Origin of the sequence: Pedobacter immunditicola, from assembly GCF_037482985.1 — a bacterium.
GTDB classification, from domain to species: Bacteria; Bacteroidota; Bacteroidia; order Sphingobacteriales; family Sphingobacteriaceae; genus Pedobacter; species Pedobacter immunditicola.
The window spans coordinates 25,093-43,769 of sequence record NZ_JBBHKC010000005.1; the positions used below are offsets into that span (position 1 = coordinate 25,093).

The following is an 18,677-nucleotide window of genomic DNA, read 5'->3' on the forward strand; positions in this document are numbered from 1 at the left end:
ATGGAAGTTAAAGTATTAAACATTTCAGGAAAAGAGACAGGTGCAACAGTGCAACTTCCTGAGTCGGTATTCGGTATTACGCCTGTTGATCACGCAATTTATTTAGATGTTAAACAGTATTTGGCTAACCAACGTCAGGGAACGCACAAATCTAAACAACGTAATGAAATTGCAGGTTCAACCCGCAAATTATACAAACAAAAAGGTACTGGTGGCGCTCGTGCTGGTAGTATTAAATCACCATTGTTCAATGGTGGTGGTCGTGTGTTTGGTCCTCAGCCACGTGACTATAGTTTTAAATTGAATAAGAAATTAAAATCATTAGCCCGTAAATCGGCTTTGACTTATAAAGCACAAGATAACAACATTGTGGTTTTAGAAGATTTTAACTTTGATTCTATTAAAACTAAGAACTATTTGAATTTAGTTAATGCTTTGGAATTGACTAATGAAAAGACATTGTTGGTTTTACCTTCACAAAATAACAATATCTATTTATCAAGCAGAAACCTTAAAAAAGCAAAAGTGATCACTGCAGATCAATTAAACACATATGATGTGTTAAACTGTGGCAAAATTTTGTTTACTACAGATTCTGTTAAAACATTGGAGGAGGCATTTGCCAAGTAATATGGAATTATTAAAAAAACCAGTATTAACAGAAAAAGCTTCTGCATTAACAGAAAAGTCTAACCGCTTTACTTTTAAAGTAGATAACAAAGCAAATAAGCTACAGATTAAAGCAGCCATCGAAAAAATGTACGGTGTGAGCATTTTAGCAATTAACACCATGGTGGTGATTGGTAAATTGAAATCAAGAAATACAAAAGGTGGTCTAGTTTCAGGACGTAGCCCGAAATACAAAAAAGCTATTGTAACACTTAAAGCAGGTGAAACAATAGATTATTACGCAAATCTTTAATAAGAATTGAATTATATATAACTATGGGCTTAAGAAAATTTAAACCAGTTACTCCGGGTACCCGCTTTAGAGTTGGGGCTGATTTTACGGAGATTACAGCAACCAAGCCCGAAAAATCATTGGTTGTATCTTCTAAAAAGTCGGGAGGACGTAACAATACAGGAAAGATGACTATGCGCTACATGGGTGGTGGTCACAAAAAATCTTACCGTTTAATTGATTTTAAACGTGATAAGTTTGATATTCCTGCAACAGTAGCAACTGTTGAATACGATCCAAACCGTACTGCACGTATCGCATTATTACATTATGTGGACGGAGAGAAGCGCTACATTATTGCACCTGAAGGGTTGCAAGTAGGACAAACAGTAGTTTCGGGAGAAACAGCTACTCCAGAAGTAGGGAATTCACTAAAGTTATCTAAGATTCCTTTGGGATCTATTGTACATAACGTAGAGATTCATCCTGGTCGTGGAGCACAATTAGCGCGCAGTGCAGGTGCTTATGCACAATTAGCTGCTCGTGATGGTAAATATGCAACATTGAAAATGCCTTCTGGCGAAACCAGATTAATTTTGGTTACTTGTTTGGCTACAATTGGTGCTGTTTCTAACTCGGATCATGCAAATGAAGTATTGGGTAAAGCAGGTCGTAAACGTTGGTTAGGCCGTCGCCCTAGGACTCGTCCGGTAGCGATGAACCCTGTCGATCACCCAATGGGTGGTGGTGAGGGTCGCTCATCAGGAGGTCAGCCTCGTTCAAGAAACGGTGTTTATTCGAAAGGATTTAAAACTCGTACGCTTAAAAAATACTCAAATCGTTTCATCATAGAGAAAAGGAAGAAATAATGGCTCGTTCAATTAAAAAAGGACCTTATATTGACCATAACGTAGAGAAAAAAGTAAACTCTATGAATGATTCAGGCAAAAAGTCTGTCATTAAAACTTGGTCTCGCAGATCAATGATTTCACCAGATTTCGTGAATCATACATTTGCAGTACATAACGGTAATAAATTTATACCGGTATACGTAACAGAAAACATGGTTGGTCATAAACTGGGAGAGTTTGCTCCAACCAGAACATTTAGGGGTCACTCTGAAAAGAAAAAATAATTAAGAGATGGAAGCATTAGCGAAATTAAACAATTGTCCAACCTCACCACGTAAGATGCGTTTGGTTGTAGATCTTATCAGAGGTGAGCGTGTAGAGAAAGCATTACATATTTTGAAATTTACCAATAAAGAAGCAGCGATTAAAGTTGAAAAACTTTTGTTATCTGCCATCAAAAATTGGGAGACAAAAAATGAAGGTTCTCGCCCTGAAGAAAGCCAGTTATTTGTGAAAACAATAATGGTTGGTGGTGGTCGCCAGTTAAAAAGATTGAGACCGGCACCTCAAGGACGTGGTTACAGAATACGTAAACGTTCAAATCACGTAACTTTGATAGTAGATAGTAAAAACGTTGAAACTCAAAACTAATTAACAGAAATGGGACAAAAAGCACATCCAATAGGAAACAGGTTAGGAATCATCAAAGGTTGGGATTCTAACTGGTTCGGAGGCAACAACTATGCTGATAAATTAGTTGAGGACGATAAAATAAGAAAATATCTTGCTGCCCGTATTGCAAAAGGTGGCGTAGCAAAAGTGGTTATTGAGCGTACATTGAAACGCATCACAGTTACTATTCACACTGCCCGTCCGGGTATTGTGATCGGTAAAGCTGGTCAGGAAGTTGACAAGATCAAAGAAGAGTTGAAAAAATTGACCAAAAAGGAAATTCAAATCAACATCTTTGAAATTAAACGTCCTGAGTTAGATGCTCAATTAGTGGCTGAAGGCGTTGCAAAACAGTTAGAGGCAAGGATCTCTTTCCGTAGAGCAATGAAATCAACCATCGCATCTACCATGCGTATGGGTGCTGAAGGTATCAAAATCATGACCTCTGGTCGTTTAGGTGGTGCAGAGATGGCACGTAGCGAACAGTATAAAGAAGGAAGAATTCCTTTGCATACTTTCCGCGCAGACATTGATTATGCATTGGCTGAAGCTTTAACTACTTATGGTAAAATAGGTGTTAAAGTATGGATCTGTAAAGGAGAAGTTTACGGTAAACGTGATTTATCTCCAAACATTGGTGCAACCAACAATGCTCCTGGTAAAGGTGGCAGACCTGAAGGTGCATTCGGTGGCAGAGACAGAGATAACCGTGGCGGTGGCGACAGAAGAAACGACAATAAAGGTCGTGGCGGAAGAGGTCCAGGTCAAGGTGCTCCAGGTCAGGGAAGAGATAACAGAGGCGGTAGCACTCCTAACAGAGGACCCCGCAAATAATTAGTTAACAGATCGTTTTACGATAATATTTAAATACAATGTTACAGCCAAAAAGAACGAAGTTCAGAAAGATGCAAAAAGGCAGAATGAAAGGTTTAGCAACACGTGGTGCTGAATTATCATTCGGATCTTTCGGGATCAAATCTCTAGAAGCGACCTGGATTACCAGTCGTCAGATAGAGGCAGCCCGTATCGCGGTAACTCGTTTCATGAAACGTGAAGGCCAGGTGTGGATTAGAATATTCCCGGACAAACCGGTAACTAAGAAGCCAGCTGAAGTACGTATGGGTAAAGGTAAAGGTGCTCCGGAATATTGGGTTGCCGTAGTTAGACCCGGAAGAATTATTTTTGAAGCTGAAGGTGTGCCTTTGGAAGTTGCCAAAGAAGCAATGCGTTTAGCCGCTCAAAAATTACCAATACAAACAAAATTTGTGGTACGTAGAGATTACGTAGAAGCATAATAAGAGTTACTTATAAAAAAAATTAAAAAATGAAGAACTCAGAAATTACAGGGCTTTCACAAGAAGAACTAGTAGCCAGGATTGCGGAGGAAACGGAAAACTTAGTAAAGTTAAGATTCGCGCATACAATTTCGGCTATTGAGAATCCTACCCGTATTACTAAGGTAAGGAAGGATATTGCCCGATTAAATACTGAATTGACTAAGCGCAAAGCTGAGTCTGCTACTGAAACTAAATAAATTTAGAGTCGAAATGGAAAGACTATTAAGAAAAACAAGAACCGGGTTGGTGGTAAGCAACAAAATGGATAAGTCTGTTGTTGTGGCGGTAGAACGAAAAGTGAAACACCCGATCTATGGTAAGTTTGTTAAGAAAACTACCAAATTTATGGCTCATGACGAGAAAAACGATTGCGGTATTGGTGATACAGTACTGATCATGGAGACTCGTCCGCTGAGTAAAAACAAGAACTGGAGATTAGTGCAAATTTTAGAAAGGGCTAAATAACATGGTACAACAGGAATCGAGATTAAATGTAGCCGATAATAGCGGCGCAAAAGAAGTATTGGTTATCCGCGTACTTGGTGGCACTGGAAAAAGATATGCTTCTATTGGTGACAAAGTCGTTGTTACCGTTAAAAGTGCATTACCTTCTGGAAACATTAAGAAAGGAACAGTTTCTAAAGCAGTTGTGGTAAGGACAAAGAAAGAGATCAGACGTAAAGATGGTTCTTATATCCGTTTCGACGACAATGCAGCAGTGTTGTTAAATGCACAAGATGAGCCACGTGGTACACGTATCTTTGGCCCGGTAGCAAGAGAACTGCGTGAAAAACAATTCATGAAAATTGTATCATTAGCACCGGAGGTATTATAAAATGAAAGAAAAAGTAACTACACAACCAAAAATTAAAATCCGTAAAGGAGATTTAGTAAAGGTGATTGCTGGCGATTCAAAAGGCCAACAAGGTAAAGTACAAGAAATTATTACTGCTAAAAATAGGGTAGTAGTGGAAGGTGTAAACCTTGTATCAAAACATACGAAACCTAATGCTGCTACCCCAAACGGTGGTATCATTAAAAAAGAAGCTGCTCTTCATATTTCTAATGTACAGTTAGTTGATCCAAAAACTGGTGAAACTACCCGCGTTGGCAGAAAGCTTAACGCTGATGGGAAATTAGTTAGGGTTGCTACAAAATCAGGAGAGGAGATCAAATAATGGCTTACGTACCAAGATTAAAGAGTAAATATAAAGAGGAAATTGTAATCGCACTTAAAGATAAGTTTGAATACAAAAGCGTTATGCAGGTTCCTAAATTAGTTAAGATTTCGATCAACCAGGGTGTTGGACGTTTTTCAGTAACTGATAAAAAGATCATTGACAGTTCAATTCTGGAAATGAGTACTATTGCAGGACAACTGGCGGTAAGTGCAAAATCTAAAAAAGATATCTCTAACTTTAAATTACGTAAAGGTATGCCGGTTGGTGTACGTGTAACTTTACGTGACAACAATATGTTTGAGTTTTTAGACCGATTAATTTCCGTAGCTTTACCACGTATCCGTGATTTTAAAGGCGTAAATGACAAAGGTTTTGATGGCCATGGTAACTACACTTTAGGTGTTACTGAACAAATCATCTTCCCTGAGATCAACATCGATAAAATTAGTAAGATTTTAGGTATGGACATCACGTTCGTAACTACTGCTACTAATGACGTTGAGGCATTGGAACTTTTAAAACAATTTGGATTACCGTTTAAAAATCAAAATACAAATCTATAATGGCAAAAGAAGGAGTAAAAGCTCGCGAAGTTAAGCGCCAAAGATTGGTAGCTAAGTACGCAGACAAACGTGCAGAATTAAAAGCTGCAGGTGATTTTGAAGGACTAGATAAATTACCTAAGAATTCATCACCGGTACGTTTGCACAACCGTTGCAAAATTACTGGCCGCCCTCGTGGTTACATGCGTACTTTTGGTATATCAAGGGTATTGTTCCGCGATATGGCTTTAGCAGGAAAAATTCCTGGAGTAACAAAAGCCAGTTGGTAAAATCGTAATTTTACGTTAGAGTTGTACGTTATGCGTAGCATCTCTAACGTTACTACGTTTAAAAATAAATATTAACCGATGGAAGGTCGCTCCGAATGGTTCGGAAAGGAAACCACTATCACAATTTCATAAAATGAATACAGATCCAATAGCAGATTATCTTACAAGGGTAAGAAATGCCATCAAGGCAAATCACAGAATTGTGGAAATCCCTGCATCAAACATTAAAAAGGAAATTACGAAAGTACTTTTTGACAAAGGTTACATTGCTAACTACAAGTTTGAAGATAACAATGCTCAAGGCACTATCAAAGTAGCTTTGAAGTACAATCCGATTACTAAAATTCCTGCAATCCGTACTTTAACACGTATCAGCAAACCAGGTTTAAGACAGTATGCCGGTGTAGACAATATGCCAAGAGTATTGAATGGTTTAGGTATCGCAATCTTATCTACCTCTAAAGGTGTAATGACCGATAAAGAGGCTGCCAGATTAAACATTGGTGGTGAAGTTTTGTGTCACGTTTATTAATTAAAGGAGGATAGCAAAATGTCAAGAGTAGGAAAAGCCCCGATTAATATCCCTTCAGGAGTAACTATTACAGTATCTGATGATAATGTAGTAACAGTTAAAGGACCTAAAGGCGAATTAACACAAACAGTTGATTCAGAAATCACTGTAAATGTAGAAGACAATGTACTAACTGTACAACGTCCAACAGAACAAAAAAGACACAAAGCATTACATGGTTTATACCGTGCTTTGATTAATAATATGGTTACGGGAGTAACAGAAGGTTATAAAATACAACAAGAATTAGTTGGTGTGGGTTACCGTGCTACTAACCAGGGAAATACCCTAGACCTTGTTTTAGGTTATTCTCACCATTATGTATTCCAGTTACCAGAGGAAATTAAAGTAACAACAACCTCTGAGAAAGGTCAAACGCCTAAAATTATTTTAGAAAGTATTGACAAACAACTAATTGGTCAGGTAGCTGCTAAAATCCGTTCGTTACGTACACCAGAGCCATATAAAGGTAAAGGTATCAAGTTTGTAGGCGAAGTGTTAAGAAGAAAAGCAGGTAAATCAGCTTCTAAAAAATAATCATCATGGCAGGGAAAAAATTATCTCGTAGAGATCGTATAAAAAAAGGAATCAGAAAAAGACTTACCGGTTCTGACAACCGTCCACGTTTATCAGTATTTAGAAGCAATAAAGGAATTTATGCTCAAATCATAAATGACGTAACTGGTACCACTTTAGTTTCAGCATCTTCTTTATCTAAAGATTTCGCTGGTAACGGCAGCAAATCAGAACAATCTATTGCTGTAGGTAAATTGGTTGCTGAGAAAGCAATTGCAGCAGGTATTAAAGAAGTAGTTTTCGATAGAAATGGCTACCTATACCACGGACGTGTTAAGTCGTTGGCAGATGGTGCCCGCGAAGCTGGTTTAGTATTTTAATCTGAAAATAGAGAAAAATGTCAACTATCAATATAAAAAGAGTTAAGACTAGCGAGATCGAATTAAAAGATCGTTTAGTTAGCATACAACGTGTTGCCAAAGTAACCAAAGGTGGACGTACATTCAGCTTTTCCGCTATCGTAGTGGTTGGAGATGAAAACGGAGTCGTAGGTTATGGATTAGGTAAAGCGAAAGAGGTTACAGAAGCCATTGCAAAAGGTATCGATGATGCTAAAAAGAATTTGGTAAAAGTGCCTTTATTACATGGTACTGTTCCTCATGAGCAAATCGGTAAATTTTCTGGTGGTTTTGTATTAATCAAACCAGCTGCAGTAGGTACCGGAGTAATTGCTGGTGGTGCAATGCGTGCAGTATTAGAAAGCGCTGGTGTAACCAACGTATTAGCAAAATCAAAAGGTTCTTCTAACCCACATAACGTGGTAAAAGCAACTGTTGATGCATTGACTAAAATGCGCGATGCTTATACTGTAGCTCAACACCGTGGTGTAGATTTAAATAAAGTTTTTAACGGATAATATTATGGCGAAGATCAAAATAACCCAGATAAAAAGCATCATCGACAGAAGCGAACGCCAAAAACGTACGATGCAAGCATTAGGTTTGACTAAGTTAAACCAAAGTGTAGAGGTTGAAGCTACGGGCGCCATCATAGGTATGGTTAGAAAAGTTAATCACCTGGTAGCTTTAGAGAATATTTAATAATAAAGGTTGTAAAATGTATATATTTACATTTACAACCTTTATATATGTTTAATCGTTGCCCTGATTAGTGAAAGCGAAGGGCAGCACAATAAGTTTCAAAATGAACTTAAGTAATTTAAAACCTGCAGCAGGTTCTACAAAAAATGTAAAGAGAATTGGTCGTGGTACTGGTTCTGGCCGTGGTGGTACTTCCACACGTGGTCATAAAGGTGCTGGATCACGCTCTGGACATAAAACCAAAATCGGTTTCGAAGGTGGTCAAATGCCTTTGCAACGTCGTGTGCCTAAGGTAGGTTTCAAACCAATTAACCGTGTAGAGTATGTAGGCGTAAATTTAGACGTTCTACAGGGCTTAGCAGAAAAATTCAACTTAACTAGCATAGATTTCACTACCCTGCAAGCGCATGGGTTAGCGTCTAAAAATGACTTAGTAAAAGTTTTAGGCCGTGGTGAAGTTAAATCTAAAATAGAAGTTAAAGCACATGCTTTTTCTGCAACCGCACAAAAAGCTATTGAGGCAGTTGGTGGCTCAATCGAAAAATTGTAATTAATGAAGAAGCTGTTCACTACTTTAAGTAATATTTGGAAAATTCAAGAATTGAGAGAGCGTATTTTATTTACGCTCATCATTCTTTTGGTTTATAGATTTGTATCTCACGTGGTTCTTCCGGGTGTTGATGCAACTGCTTTAGGCGATAATGAAAAATCGGGTCTTTTAGGTCTTCTGGATATGTTTGCCGGCGGATCTTTCTCTCGTGTATCTATCTTAGCCTTGGGTGTTATGCCTTATATTTCTGCGTCCATTGTAGTTCAGTTACTTGGTATTGCGGTACCCACTTTCCAAAAAATGCAAAAAGAAGGGGAAAGCGGCCGAAACAAACTTAATCAGATTACAAGGTATTTAACTGTTGCCATTACAGCTGTTCAGGCTATTGGTTATGTTAAAACCCAGGTTCCGCCTGAAGCCATCATGATTAACCACACGCTATTCTTTGTGGTTTCTACTTTTGTGCTTTCTGCGGGTACTTTATTTGTAATGTGGCTAGGTGAGAAAATAACGGACAAGGGTATCGGTAACGGTATTTCACTGATCATTATGGTTGGTATTATTGCGCGTTTGCCTATTGCTTTACAACAAGAGATCAGTTCGAGGTTAGTTGGCGAAGGCGGACTAATTGCATTGGTGCTTGAAATTGTTGCTTTATTTGGCGTAGTTATCTTTACCATCATGATTGTACAGGGTGTACGTAAAGTGCCTGTTCAATATGCAAAACGTATTGTCGGTAACAGACAATTTGGTGGTGTAAGACAATATATTCCGCTAAAGGTAAATGCAGCAGGTGTGATGCCGATCATCTTTGCTCAGGCACTGATGTTTATTCCTGCTACATTAACAGGGTTTTTCCCATCGCTGCAAAACACCTGGTTGATCCAGTTTAGTGATTATACTTCATTAGCGTATAGCTTGACATTTGCATTTTTAATTATTGCATTTACGTTTTTCTATACTGCTATCACAGTTAATCCTACTCAAATGGCTGATGATATGAAGAAAAATGGTGGTTTTATTCCGGGTATTAAACCTGGTTTGGCTACGTCAACTTTTATAGATGATGTGATCTCTAAAATCACTTTCCCTGGTGCAATTGCATTAGCGGTTATTGCTATTTTGCCTTCTATTGCAGTGAAGTTTGGGGTTAATTCTGAATTTGCACAGTTTTACGGAGGTACTTCTTTATTAATCCTTGTTGGGGTTGTATTGGATACCTTGCAGCAAATTGAGAGTTATTTGTTAATGCGTCACTATGATGGTTTGATGAAAACCGGTAGGGTTACAGGTCGCTCCGGCGTTCCTGCAGCTAACAGTAGCAACGCAGTTATTTAATAGTAAGAATGTCGAAGATTTTTTATAAGTCTGCAGAAGAAATCGAATTAATAAGAGAAAGCGGGGTTGTTTTATCAGGTGCACTAGCTGAGATAGCCTCAGTAATTGGACCTGGTATGACCACCTTGAGTTTAAATAAGTTAGGTGAAACCTTTATAAGAGACAATGGAGGCGTGCCTGCATTCCTCAACTATAACGGTTTCCCCTATGCTTTATGTATATCGCCAAATGAACAGATTGTTCATGGTTTCCCAAGCGATTATGTAATTCAGGAAGGAGATTTAATTTCTGTAGACTGTGGGGTCATTAAAAATAAATACTATAGTGACTCTGCGTATACTTTCCCTATCGGCGAGATTGATGCGGAACGGCAAAAGCTAGTAGACACCACCATGCAATGTTTGGAGTTGGGCGTTGAGAAAGCAGTAGTTGGGTCCCGTGTAGGTGACGTAGGCTACGCTATTCAAAAGCTGGCAGAAGATAATGGCTTTGGTGTAGTAAGAGAGCTTGTAGGTCATGGCGTAGGTGTCCAGCTTCATGAGAAACCAGAGGTTCCTAACTACGGTAAACGTGGAAGTGGAATTAAACTGGAAGAGGGAATGGTACTTTGCATTGAACCTATGATTAACGCAGGAAGTGCGGGTGTTAAATTTTGGTCAGACGGCTGGACCGTGACCACAAAAGACAACCGGCCTTCGGCACATTATGAGCATATGGTTGCAGTCAGAAAGGGGAAAGCAGACGTTTTATCGTCATTTTCACTAATCGAAGAAGTTTTAAAGAAAAAAAGAGAATAATTAATTTTTTTTAATTAATTTTGCAACCCTGTTTAATAGCAGCTAATTCAGTAAAAATCAATATTATATGGCTAAACAAGCCTCAATTGAACAAGACGGTGTAATAAGAGAAGCGTTATCTAATGCTATGTTCCGGGTAGAACTGGAAAATGGGCATGAGATTATCGCACATATTTCTGGAAAAATGAGGATGCACTACATCAAGATTCTTCCTGGAGATAAAGTAAAATTAGAGATGTCGCCTTATGATTTATCAAAGGGCAGGATTACTTATAGATATAAATAAAATGAAAGTCAGATCATCAATTAAAAAACGTAGCGTTGATTGCAAGATAATTCGCCGTAATGGTAAACTTTACGTAATTAACAAGAAAAACCCGAAATACAAACAACGTCAGGGATAAGAAATTATTGAATGATTGGATTGAATGTACGGGTTATTCAGTCTGTCATTTAATCAATTAATCACAATAGTATAAAATATGGCTAGGATATCAGGTATTGATTTACCAAGAAACAAAAGAGGCGAAATTGGACTAACTTACATCTTTGGTGTAGGCAAATCTACTGCACAACGTATATTAGCGGAGGCAGGTATCGATGTAAACAAAAAAGTACAAGATTGGTCAGATGACGAGTTGTCTGCTATCCGTACGATTATCAACGACCAGATTAAAGTAGAAGGTGCTTTAAGATCTGAAGTTCAGTTGAACATTAAGCGTTTAATGGATATCGGCTGTTACCGTGGTTTGCGTCACAGAAAAGGGTTGCCGGTACGTGGTCAACGTACTAAGAACAACTCTCGTACTCGTAAAGGCAAGAGAAAAACAGTTGCTAACAAGAAAAAAGCTACTAAATAGTATTAGTATCGAAGTATAATTATGGCTAAAAGTAAAAAAGTAACCAAAAAGCGTATTGTTGTAGTTGAGTCTGTTGGACAGGCGCACATCAATGCTACTTTTAACAATATCATTGTTACCTTAACAAATAACAACGGTCAAACTATTTCATGGTCCTCAGCAGGAAAAATGGGTTTTAAGGGTTCTAAAAAGAACACTCCATATGCTGCAGGTCAAGCTGCATCTGATTGCGGTAAAGTAGCTTTCGACTTAGGTCTGCGTAAAGTAGAAGTTTTTGTAAAAGGTCCGGGTTCAGGCCGCGAATCTGCAATCAGAACATTGCAGGTAGCAGGTATTGAAGTAACCTCTATCAAAGATATTACCCCGCTTCCTCACAACGGTTGTCGCCCTCCGAAAAAGAGAAGAGTTTAATTTATTAATTTTTAAAGCTAAGAGTCTGCAGCTTCAGGTTGCACGATACTTTAAAACAAACAAGAAATGGCAAGATATACAGGACCCAAGTCCAAAATCGCGCGTAAATTCAGAGAGCCAATTTTCGGCCCTGACAAAGTATTAGACAGAAAAAACTATCCTCCTGGCCAGCATGGTGCCTCAAAAAGGAGAGGTAAGCAATCTGAATATTCTATTCAGTTAATGGAAAAACAGAAAGTTAAATATACTTATGGTGTATTGGAACGTCAATTCCGTAACTTATTTGTGAAGGCAAATGCCCGTCAAGGTATCACAGGTGATAATTTATTACAATTATTAGAAGCCCGTTTAGATAATACAGTATATAGATTGGGTATTGCACCTACACGTTCAGCTGCACGCCAGTTAGTTAGCCATAAACACGTAACAGTGAATGGTGAAGTGGTAAATATCCCTTCTTATCAATTAAAAGCCGGAGATGTTGTTGCCGTTCGTGAGAAATCAAAAACGCTTGAAGCAATTACCACCTCTGTTGCAGGTAGAATGATCAATAAATTCAATTGGTTAGATTGGAATGCAAGTGAACTTACTGGTAAGTTCCTGGCTTATCCAAACCGCGACGAGATTCCGGAAAATATTAAAGAAAACCTTATAATAGAGTTATACTCTAAGTAATCTAAATGAATTAGCTGCCTTTTTTAAGGCAGTTAATTTTTTGCGTTACAAAAAATTAATAACGATCTAAAAACATTATAAATGGCAATTTTAGCATTTCAGAAACCCGATAAGGTCATCATGCAGAAATCAACTGATTTCGATGGTACATTTGAATTTCGTCCCTTAGAGCCCGGCTTCGGTGTAACAATTGGTAATGCCTTAAGAAGGATTTTACTATCTTCACTTGAAGGTTTTGCCATCACTAGTATTCGTTTTTCTGGCGTATCCCATGAGTTTTCTACCATGAAAGGTGTTGTGGAAGACCTAACTGAAATCATTCTGAATTTAAAACAAGCGCGTTTTAAAAAAGTTGGTGATGTGGGTGATTCTGAAAAGATTTTCATCATCGTAAATGGACAAGATCAATTTAAAGCTGGAGACATTACTAAATTCTCAAGTAACTTTGAAGTTCTAAACCCAGATCTTGTGATCTGTAACATGGACAAAGCTGTTACTTTAGAAGTTGAATTAACCATCAATAAAGGACGTGGTTATGTTCCTGCAGAAGAAAATAAAGTTAATGATGCCCTGGTTGGTGTGATCGCTATCGATTCGATCTATACGCCAATGAAAAATGTTAAATACACGATTGAAAACTATCGTGTTGAACAAAAAACAGATTACGAAAAGTTAATTTTAGATATATCAACTGACGGATCAATTCATCCTGAAGAAGCTTTGAAAGAAGCTGCAAAAATTCTGATCCAACACTTTATGCTATTCTCTGATGAGAACCTTGTATTAGAGTCTCAGGCAAAAGAAGAAACTAAAGAGGTTGATGAGGAAATCTTACATATGCGTAAGGTCCTTAAAACTGAATTAGTTGACCTTGATCTTTCAGTTCGTGCATTAAACTGCCTAAAAGCAGCTGATATCCGCACACTTGCTGATCTGGTTTCTTATGATGTAGCAGATATGTTAAAATTCAGAAACTTTGGTAAAAAGTCATTAACTGAAATTCAGGAACTGGTTAAATCTAAAAGCTTGTCTTTTGGTATGAACCTTTCTAAATTCAAGTTAGACGAAGAATAATACAACAAATTATATATTGTTAATCGTGTGTAATTCCCTCAGATTAATTTCAAAGAGACGGTACACACCGAATAAATTTAAAAATGAGACACGGTAAAAAAGGAAACCACTTAGGCAGAACAGATTCACATCGTAAAGCGATGTTAGCTAACATGGCTTCATCACTAATTAAACACAAAAGAATCTCTACAACATTAGCGAAAGCAAAAGCTTTACGTATGTATGTTGAGCCTTTGTTGACTAAATCTAAAACTGATACAACTCACTCTCGTCGTATAGTATTTAGTTATTTACAAGATAAAGACACCGTTACAGAATTGTTCCGTGATGTTGCAGCCAAAATCGCTAGCCGTCCGGGTGGTTATACCAGAATTATCAAGTTAAACAATCGTTTAGGTGATAACGCTGAAATGGCATTAATTGAGTTGGTTGATTACAACGAGGTTTATGGTAAAGAAGCTGGTGCCGCAGAAAAGAAAACTACGCGTCGTGGTAGAAGCAAAGTTAAAAAAACTGATGCTCCTGCTGCTGAGGCTGCGAAAGAAGAAGCTGCTGTTGAAGAAACTCCAGCTACTGAAACTCCTGCTGAGGGCGAAGAGAAAAAAGAAGCTTAATACTTCTTTTATATTAAAACTTAAAAGGCCCTGCTGTTTATTCAGCAGGGCCTTTTGCTTATACCTATTTTATTTACTTTTGTGCTAAAATCTGATTTCAATATGGCTACATCTATAATAGGACAATTTAAAGCTGAAATTATGGAGGCGCTTTCGAATGGTTCTTTCATCAAAATTTCCCTTGGTAATTATAAGGGTAAGGAAATAGAGCTGAAAAATATTTATGTCAGGAAAATAATCATTAAAAGAGAAGACAGGCTTTCGTTTACTTACCGGTATAAAACCCGCGATGTAGTTAAGAATTATAAACCGCAGGAAGGGATTGAATTAATGGTGGAGCAGATAGATCTTGGCTTTACACTGACCACCCTGTTTACTACCTCAATGGACCTTAGTCTTGAGGGGAGTAATGGAGCGTACTTCTTAAAGAAGAAAGCACCTACCTTGAAGGCCTTGTCTTCTACATCGCATAACAAAGAAAAGAAACGGCTTTTGACAGCTGAACCTGGTAAGAATTATTTGTACGAGCTCAAGATTACGGATGCCCAGGGTGAAGTTTTCAAAAATGCCCAGGATAAATACAAACAAATCAATCAATATGTAGAATTGCTAAGTCCGATGCTTAAGGAATTCAACAGTGACCAAATTCAACATGTTGCTGATATGGGGTCGGGGAAAGGCTACCTTACTTTTGCTTTATATGACTACCTGCATCAGGTTCTGCATTGGGATACTAAAGTAGTTGGTGTGGAATATCGTAAAGACCTGGTTGATCTTTGTAACCACATTTCTAACAAATCTGGCTTCTCCGATTTGACTTTTGTGGAAGGGACCATACAGGATTTTGAAGCTAATGCCATTGACCTGCTGATTGCCTTACATGCTTGCGATACCGCAACGGATGATGCCATCTTTAAAGGGATTAAAGCTGGCGCTAAACTGATAGTGGTTGCTCCTTGCTGTCATAAACAGATCAGAAAACAAATCGCTAGCGGGAAAGCCCAAAATGAACTGGACTTCCTGTTGAAATATGGCATCTTTATGGAACGCCAGGCGGAGATGGTCACTGATGGGATTCGTGCTTTGATTCTTGAATATTTTGGATACAAAACGAAAGTGATGGAGTTTGTGTCGGATGTTCATACGCCAAAAAATGTGTTGGTAGTTGGGGTGAAACAGAGTCAAGGCGCAGTTGACAAAGAAGCTATTCTAGATAAGATCAAACAAACCAAGGCTTACTTTGGAATTGGATACCATCATTTAGAGCGGTTATTTCGCCTTAATGTATGATTTGTGTCATCCTGTCATATACTTTCCGCTTTCTTAATTACATTTTAGCATAATAAGTTCAAAATAGTGTCATTTGCCTGCCAAATGTTAATTGGCACAAGCATTGTTTAACAACAATATCGAGTAATATATACATTAAAAGATATAATAAAATGGGAAAAATAATTGGTATAGACTTAGGAACAACGAATTCTTGCGTGTCCGTAATGGAAGGCAACGAGCCTGTAGTTATAGCCAACAGTGAAGGTAAACGTACAACGCCATCTATTGTTGCATTCGCAGAAAATGGAGAACGTAAAGTAGGTGAGCCGGCTAAACGTCAGGCAATCACCAATCCTACAAAGACGATTTATTCAATTAAACGCTTTATGGGTAGCAGCTTCGCTGAGGTTACTAAAGAAGTAGGACGTGTGCCTTATAAAGTAGTTAAAGGTGATAATAATACGCCTCGTGTAGAAATAGACGATCGGAAATATACTCCACAAGAGATCTCTGCAATGATTTTGCAGAAAATGAAAAAAACAGCAGAAGACTTTTTAGGTCAGGAAGTTACAGAAGCGGTTATTACTGTTCCTGCTTATTTCAATGATGCACAACGTCAAGCTACGAAAGAAGCTGGTGAAATTGCTGGTTTAACTGTTAAACGTATCATCAACGAGCCTACTGCTGCTGCATTGGCTTATGGATTAGACAAAGCACACAGAGATATGAAAATCGTTGTGTTTGACTGCGGTGGTGGTACACATGACGTTTCCGTATTAGAATTAGGTGACGGTGTTTTTGAAGTTAAATCTACCGATGGTGATACACACTTAGGTGGTGATGATTTTGACCACTTGATTATTGAATGGTTAGCTCAGGAGTTCAAAATAGAAAATGGCATGGACCTTCACCAAGATCCAATGGCATTGCAACGTTTGAAAGAAGCTGCTGAGAAAGCTAAAATTGAGTTGTCAAGCACAACTACGACAGAAATTAACCTTCCTTATATTACTGCAGACGCAACAGGCCCTAAGCACTTGGTTAGAGCATTAAGCCGTGCTAAATTTGAGCAATTGGTTGGTGATTTAGTTAAACGTACCATTGAACCTTGTAGAACTGCTTTGAGAAATGCAGGTTATAAAGTTACTGATATTGATGAAATCATTTTAGTTGGTGGTTCAACTCGTATGCCTGCAATTCAGGAAGCTGTTAAAGCCTTCTTTGGTAAAGATCCATCTAAAGGTGTAAACCCTGATGAGGTTGTTGCTATCGGTGCTGCAATTCAAGGTGGTGTATTAACTGGTGAAGTTAAAGATGTATTGTTATTAGATGTTACCCCGCTTTCTCTAGGTATTGAGACTATGGGTGGTGTGATGACTAAATTAATTGAAGCTAACACTACTATTCCATCTAAAAAAGCTGAAACTTTCTCTACAGCTGCTGATAACCAGCCATCTGTTGAGATTCATATCTTACAAGGTGAGCGTCCTATGGCTGCTCAGAACCGTACGATTGGTCGTTTTATCTTGGATGGTATTCCACCAGCTCCACGTGGTGTTCCACAAGTGGAAGTTGCATTTGATATTGATGCTAACGGTATCTTACATGTAAGTGCAAAAGATAAAGCTACTGGTAAAGAGCAAAAAATCCGTATTGAAGCTTCATCTGGCTTAACTGATGAAGAGATCAAGAAAATGAAGGAAGAAGCAGAACAAAATGCTGAATCTGATAGAATTCAAAAAGAAGAAGCCGACAAAATTAACAGTGCTGATGCATTGATTTTCTCTACCGAAAAACAATTGAAAGAATTTGGTGATAAAATCTCTGCAGCTAAAAAAGCACCAATTGAGGATGGTTTGAAAAAATTGAAAGATGCACATGCAGCAAGAAACTTTGCTGATATTGATGCAGCTCAGGCAGAACTTCAGGCAGCTTGGAATGAAGCATCTGAAGAAATGTACAAAGCTGGTCAGGATGGTGCTCCACAAGCTGAAAATGCTGGTCAGCCGACAGGTGGTGATCAAGCTGGAAACGCTGGTGACAACGTAACTGATGTTGACTTTGAAGAAGTAAAAGACGATAAAAAGTAATCTACTCCAATACATAAAAAAAGAGCCCTGAAATTTTCAGGGCTCTTTTTTTATCTTATTTATTTTATAAGAAGGTTTGATAACAGGTATTTGAATATTGTAATCCTTATACCAGGGAATTACTCCACAAATTTTCAGGATAAACGCCGTCTTTGACTAATTTGTCTATAGAATCCTGAACGATAGGTTTGTCTTCTTTATAAGTTACACCGAACCATTTACTGTCAGTAGGGATAACTTTAAAGTTTGCAATGTTGGATTTAACAAGGTGTTCAGCAACTAAAGGAATAAAAAACTCTGCTTTTGGATTTTCTTTATTTTCTAAAGCAAATACCCTGAAAAGATCTTCTGTAACCTTGAATACTTCCGGTGTAAATCCCCAGAAATTCATGGATACACGGGTATCAACAGCCAAAGGATATTTCTGGTCGTCTTCTTCATATACAATATGCTCTCCGTCCTTGTAAACTTTAGTACGTTCTACAACCTCTTCAAGATTTCCTGCGCTGTCTACTTTACAAACGCCACGTGAAACGGAGCCATAGTCAGATAAGGTCTTCCCAATTTCATAACCAATCATGGAATAATTACTGCCGTTGACCTCATTGTTAAGGAAATGAACCATTTTCTGGTAAGCATCCAAACCATAAAAGTCATCTGCATTAATCACACAGAATGGCTCTTTAATCGTGTTTCTAGCCGAAAGAATAGCATGTGCGGTACCCCAGGGTTTACCTCTTTCTATTTCTTCATTAATTCCAAACTGCTTAAGATCATAATTTTGGAAAACATAATCAGTTTCAATTCTGCCACTTAACTTAGGCTCAAATATGGCTTTAAAGTTCTCTACAAATTCTTCTTTGATGATGAAAACAACTTTTCCAAAACCCGCTTTGATTGCATCATATATTGAATAATCAATAATTGTTTCATCATTCGGGCCAAAGCCATCAATTTGTTTCATACTACCATAGCGACTTGCCATTCCGGCTGCTAATATCAATAAGGTTGGTTTCATTAAAAAAATTAATTTTA

Annotated in this window: 31 protein-coding genes; 30 read left to right on the forward strand and 1 reads right to left on the reverse strand. The window is 38.0% G+C overall.

The window, feature by feature from the left end:
* The 30 genes from rplD (at position 1) to dnaK (ending at position 17,642) form a co-directional block, all read left to right on the forward strand.
* A complete protein-coding gene (gene rplD / locus WG905_RS09560) occupies positions 1–630 on the forward strand; it encodes a 50S ribosomal protein L4 (protein WP_339591496.1) in 630 nt (209 codons plus the stop codon).
* A 1-nt stretch (position 631) separates the two neighbouring features.
* Complete coding sequence (gene rplW, locus WG905_RS09565; protein WP_339591497.1) at positions 632–922, forward strand: 50S ribosomal protein L23; 291 nt, start codon at positions 632–634, stop codon at positions 920–922.
* 23 nt (positions 923–945) lie between these two features.
* Positions 946–1,770: a 50S ribosomal protein L2 gene (gene rplB / locus WG905_RS09570; protein ID WP_339591498.1), complete on the forward strand. Its 825-nt coding sequence runs from the start codon at positions 946–948 to the stop codon at positions 1,768–1,770.
* Entirely contained in the window at positions 1,770–2,036 is a 267-nt protein-coding gene (gene rpsS, locus WG905_RS09575; RefSeq protein ID WP_133263136.1) for a 30S ribosomal protein S19, read from the forward strand. Before rplB ends, rpsS begins: the two co-directional genes overlap by 1 nt.
* Positions 2,037–2,043: 7 nt before the next feature.
* Entirely contained in the window at positions 2,044–2,403 is a 360-nt protein-coding gene (rplV, locus tag WG905_RS09580) for a 50S ribosomal protein L22 (RefSeq protein ID WP_339591499.1), read from the forward strand.
* A gap of 9 nt (positions 2,404–2,412) precedes the next feature.
* Positions 2,413–3,258, forward strand: a complete 846-nt coding sequence (gene rpsC, locus WG905_RS09585; protein ID WP_339591500.1) for a 30S ribosomal protein S3 — start codon at positions 2,413–2,415, stop codon at positions 3,256–3,258.
* Positions 3,259–3,296: 38 nt separating this feature from the next.
* On the forward strand, positions 3,297–3,719 hold the full coding sequence (gene rplP / locus WG905_RS09590; RefSeq protein ID WP_041878515.1) for a 50S ribosomal protein L16: 423 nt from the start codon (positions 3,297–3,299) through the stop codon (positions 3,717–3,719).
* A gap of 29 nt (positions 3,720–3,748) precedes the next feature.
* A complete protein-coding gene (rpmC, locus tag WG905_RS09595; RefSeq protein ID WP_196859735.1) occupies positions 3,749–3,958 on the forward strand; it encodes a 50S ribosomal protein L29 in 210 nt (69 codons plus the stop codon).
* 13 nt (positions 3,959–3,971) lie between these two features.
* Complete coding sequence (gene rpsQ, locus WG905_RS09600) at positions 3,972–4,226, forward strand: 30S ribosomal protein S17 (RefSeq protein ID WP_339591501.1); 255 nt, start codon at positions 3,972–3,974, stop codon at positions 4,224–4,226.
* A 1-nt stretch (position 4,227) separates the two neighbouring features.
* A complete protein-coding gene (gene rplN, locus WG905_RS09605) occupies positions 4,228–4,596 on the forward strand; it encodes a 50S ribosomal protein L14 (protein ID WP_010599900.1) in 369 nt (122 codons plus the stop codon).
* A 1-nt stretch (position 4,597) separates the two neighbouring features.
* Positions 4,598–4,939 carry a 50S ribosomal protein L24 gene (gene rplX, locus WG905_RS09610; protein WP_431844512.1) on the forward strand — a complete coding sequence of 114 codons (342 nt, stop codon included), beginning with the start codon at positions 4,598–4,600 and terminating at the stop codon, positions 4,937–4,939.
* The gene (rplE, locus tag WG905_RS09615) at positions 4,939–5,505 is read left to right on the forward strand and encodes a 50S ribosomal protein L5 (protein WP_339591502.1); all 567 of its coding nucleotides are present in this window, start codon (positions 4,939–4,941) and stop codon (positions 5,503–5,505) included. Before rplX ends, rplE begins: the two co-directional genes overlap by 1 nt.
* Positions 5,505–5,774, forward strand: a complete 270-nt coding sequence (rpsN, locus tag WG905_RS09620) for a 30S ribosomal protein S14 (protein ID WP_339591503.1) — start codon at positions 5,505–5,507, stop codon at positions 5,772–5,774. Before rplE ends, rpsN begins: the two co-directional genes overlap by 1 nt.
* Before the next feature lie 133 nt (positions 5,775–5,907).
* Complete coding sequence (gene rpsH, locus WG905_RS09625; protein ID WP_339591504.1) at positions 5,908–6,306, forward strand: 30S ribosomal protein S8; 399 nt, start codon at positions 5,908–5,910, stop codon at positions 6,304–6,306.
* Positions 6,307–6,324: 18 nt separating this feature from the next.
* Positions 6,325–6,882: a 50S ribosomal protein L6 gene (gene rplF / locus WG905_RS09630; protein ID WP_339591505.1), complete on the forward strand. Its 558-nt coding sequence runs from the start codon at positions 6,325–6,327 to the stop codon at positions 6,880–6,882.
* A gap of 5 nt (positions 6,883–6,887) precedes the next feature.
* Entirely contained in the window at positions 6,888–7,241 is a 354-nt protein-coding gene (rplR, locus tag WG905_RS09635) for a 50S ribosomal protein L18 (RefSeq protein ID WP_339591506.1), read from the forward strand.
* A gap of 17 nt (positions 7,242–7,258) precedes the next feature.
* Entirely contained in the window at positions 7,259–7,777 is a 519-nt protein-coding gene (gene rpsE, locus WG905_RS09640) for a 30S ribosomal protein S5 (protein ID WP_431844513.1), read from the forward strand.
* Positions 7,778–7,781: 4 nt separating this feature from the next.
* Positions 7,782–7,961, forward strand: coding sequence for a 50S ribosomal protein L30 (gene rpmD / locus WG905_RS09645; RefSeq protein WP_339591507.1), 180 nt, complete (start codon positions 7,782–7,784; stop codon positions 7,959–7,961).
* Positions 7,962–8,064: 103 nt separating this feature from the next.
* Positions 8,065–8,511: a 50S ribosomal protein L15 gene (rplO, locus tag WG905_RS09650; protein WP_339591508.1), complete on the forward strand. Its 447-nt coding sequence runs from the start codon at positions 8,065–8,067 to the stop codon at positions 8,509–8,511.
* A gap of 3 nt (positions 8,512–8,514) precedes the next feature.
* Positions 8,515–9,849, forward strand: a complete 1,335-nt coding sequence (gene secY / locus WG905_RS09655; RefSeq protein WP_339591509.1) for a preprotein translocase subunit SecY — start codon at positions 8,515–8,517, stop codon at positions 9,847–9,849.
* 8 nt (positions 9,850–9,857) lie between these two features.
* Positions 9,858–10,646 (forward strand): type I methionyl aminopeptidase, encoded by a 789-nt coding sequence (gene map, locus WG905_RS09660; RefSeq protein ID WP_339591510.1) that lies wholly within the window; start codon positions 9,858–9,860, stop codon positions 10,644–10,646.
* A gap of 67 nt (positions 10,647–10,713) precedes the next feature.
* Positions 10,714–10,932: a translation initiation factor IF-1 gene (gene infA, locus WG905_RS09665; RefSeq protein ID WP_008244555.1), complete on the forward strand. Its 219-nt coding sequence runs from the start codon at positions 10,714–10,716 to the stop codon at positions 10,930–10,932.
* 1 nt (position 10,933) lies between these two features.
* On the forward strand, positions 10,934–11,050 hold the full coding sequence (gene rpmJ / locus WG905_RS09670; RefSeq protein ID WP_339591511.1) for a 50S ribosomal protein L36: 117 nt from the start codon (positions 10,934–10,936) through the stop codon (positions 11,048–11,050).
* A 78-nt stretch (positions 11,051–11,128) separates the two neighbouring features.
* Positions 11,129–11,506 (forward strand): 30S ribosomal protein S13, encoded by a 378-nt coding sequence (gene rpsM / locus WG905_RS09675; RefSeq protein WP_339591512.1) that lies wholly within the window; start codon positions 11,129–11,131, stop codon positions 11,504–11,506.
* Between the two features lie 21 nt (positions 11,507–11,527).
* Positions 11,528–11,917 carry a 30S ribosomal protein S11 gene (gene rpsK / locus WG905_RS09680; RefSeq protein WP_090992910.1) on the forward strand — a complete coding sequence of 130 codons (390 nt, stop codon included), beginning with the start codon at positions 11,528–11,530 and terminating at the stop codon, positions 11,915–11,917.
* Between the two features lie 66 nt (positions 11,918–11,983).
* Positions 11,984–12,592: a 30S ribosomal protein S4 gene (gene rpsD, locus WG905_RS09685; RefSeq protein ID WP_339591513.1), complete on the forward strand. Its 609-nt coding sequence runs from the start codon at positions 11,984–11,986 to the stop codon at positions 12,590–12,592.
* Between the two features lie 81 nt (positions 12,593–12,673).
* On the forward strand, positions 12,674–13,666 hold the full coding sequence (locus WG905_RS09690) for a DNA-directed RNA polymerase subunit alpha (protein ID WP_339591514.1): 993 nt from the start codon (positions 12,674–12,676) through the stop codon (positions 13,664–13,666).
* A gap of 83 nt (positions 13,667–13,749) precedes the next feature.
* Positions 13,750–14,280: a 50S ribosomal protein L17 gene (gene rplQ, locus WG905_RS09695; protein WP_339591515.1), complete on the forward strand. Its 531-nt coding sequence runs from the start codon at positions 13,750–13,752 to the stop codon at positions 14,278–14,280.
* Positions 14,281–14,382: 102 nt separating this feature from the next.
* Positions 14,383–15,570: a class I SAM-dependent methyltransferase gene (locus WG905_RS09700; RefSeq protein WP_339591516.1), complete on the forward strand. Its 1,188-nt coding sequence runs from the start codon at positions 14,383–14,385 to the stop codon at positions 15,568–15,570.
* A 152-nt stretch (positions 15,571–15,722) separates the two neighbouring features.
* On the forward strand, positions 15,723–17,642 hold the full coding sequence (gene dnaK / locus WG905_RS09705) for a molecular chaperone DnaK (protein ID WP_339591517.1): 1,920 nt from the start codon (positions 15,723–15,725) through the stop codon (positions 17,640–17,642).
* A gap of 106 nt (positions 17,643–17,748) precedes the next feature.
* Here dnaK and WG905_RS09710 read toward each other — a convergent pair whose 3' ends face one another.
* Positions 17,749–18,660, reverse strand: coding sequence for a nucleotidyltransferase family protein (locus WG905_RS09710; RefSeq protein WP_339591518.1), 912 nt, complete (start codon positions 18,658–18,660; stop codon positions 17,749–17,751).
* Positions 18,661–18,677: the final 17 nt, after the last annotated feature.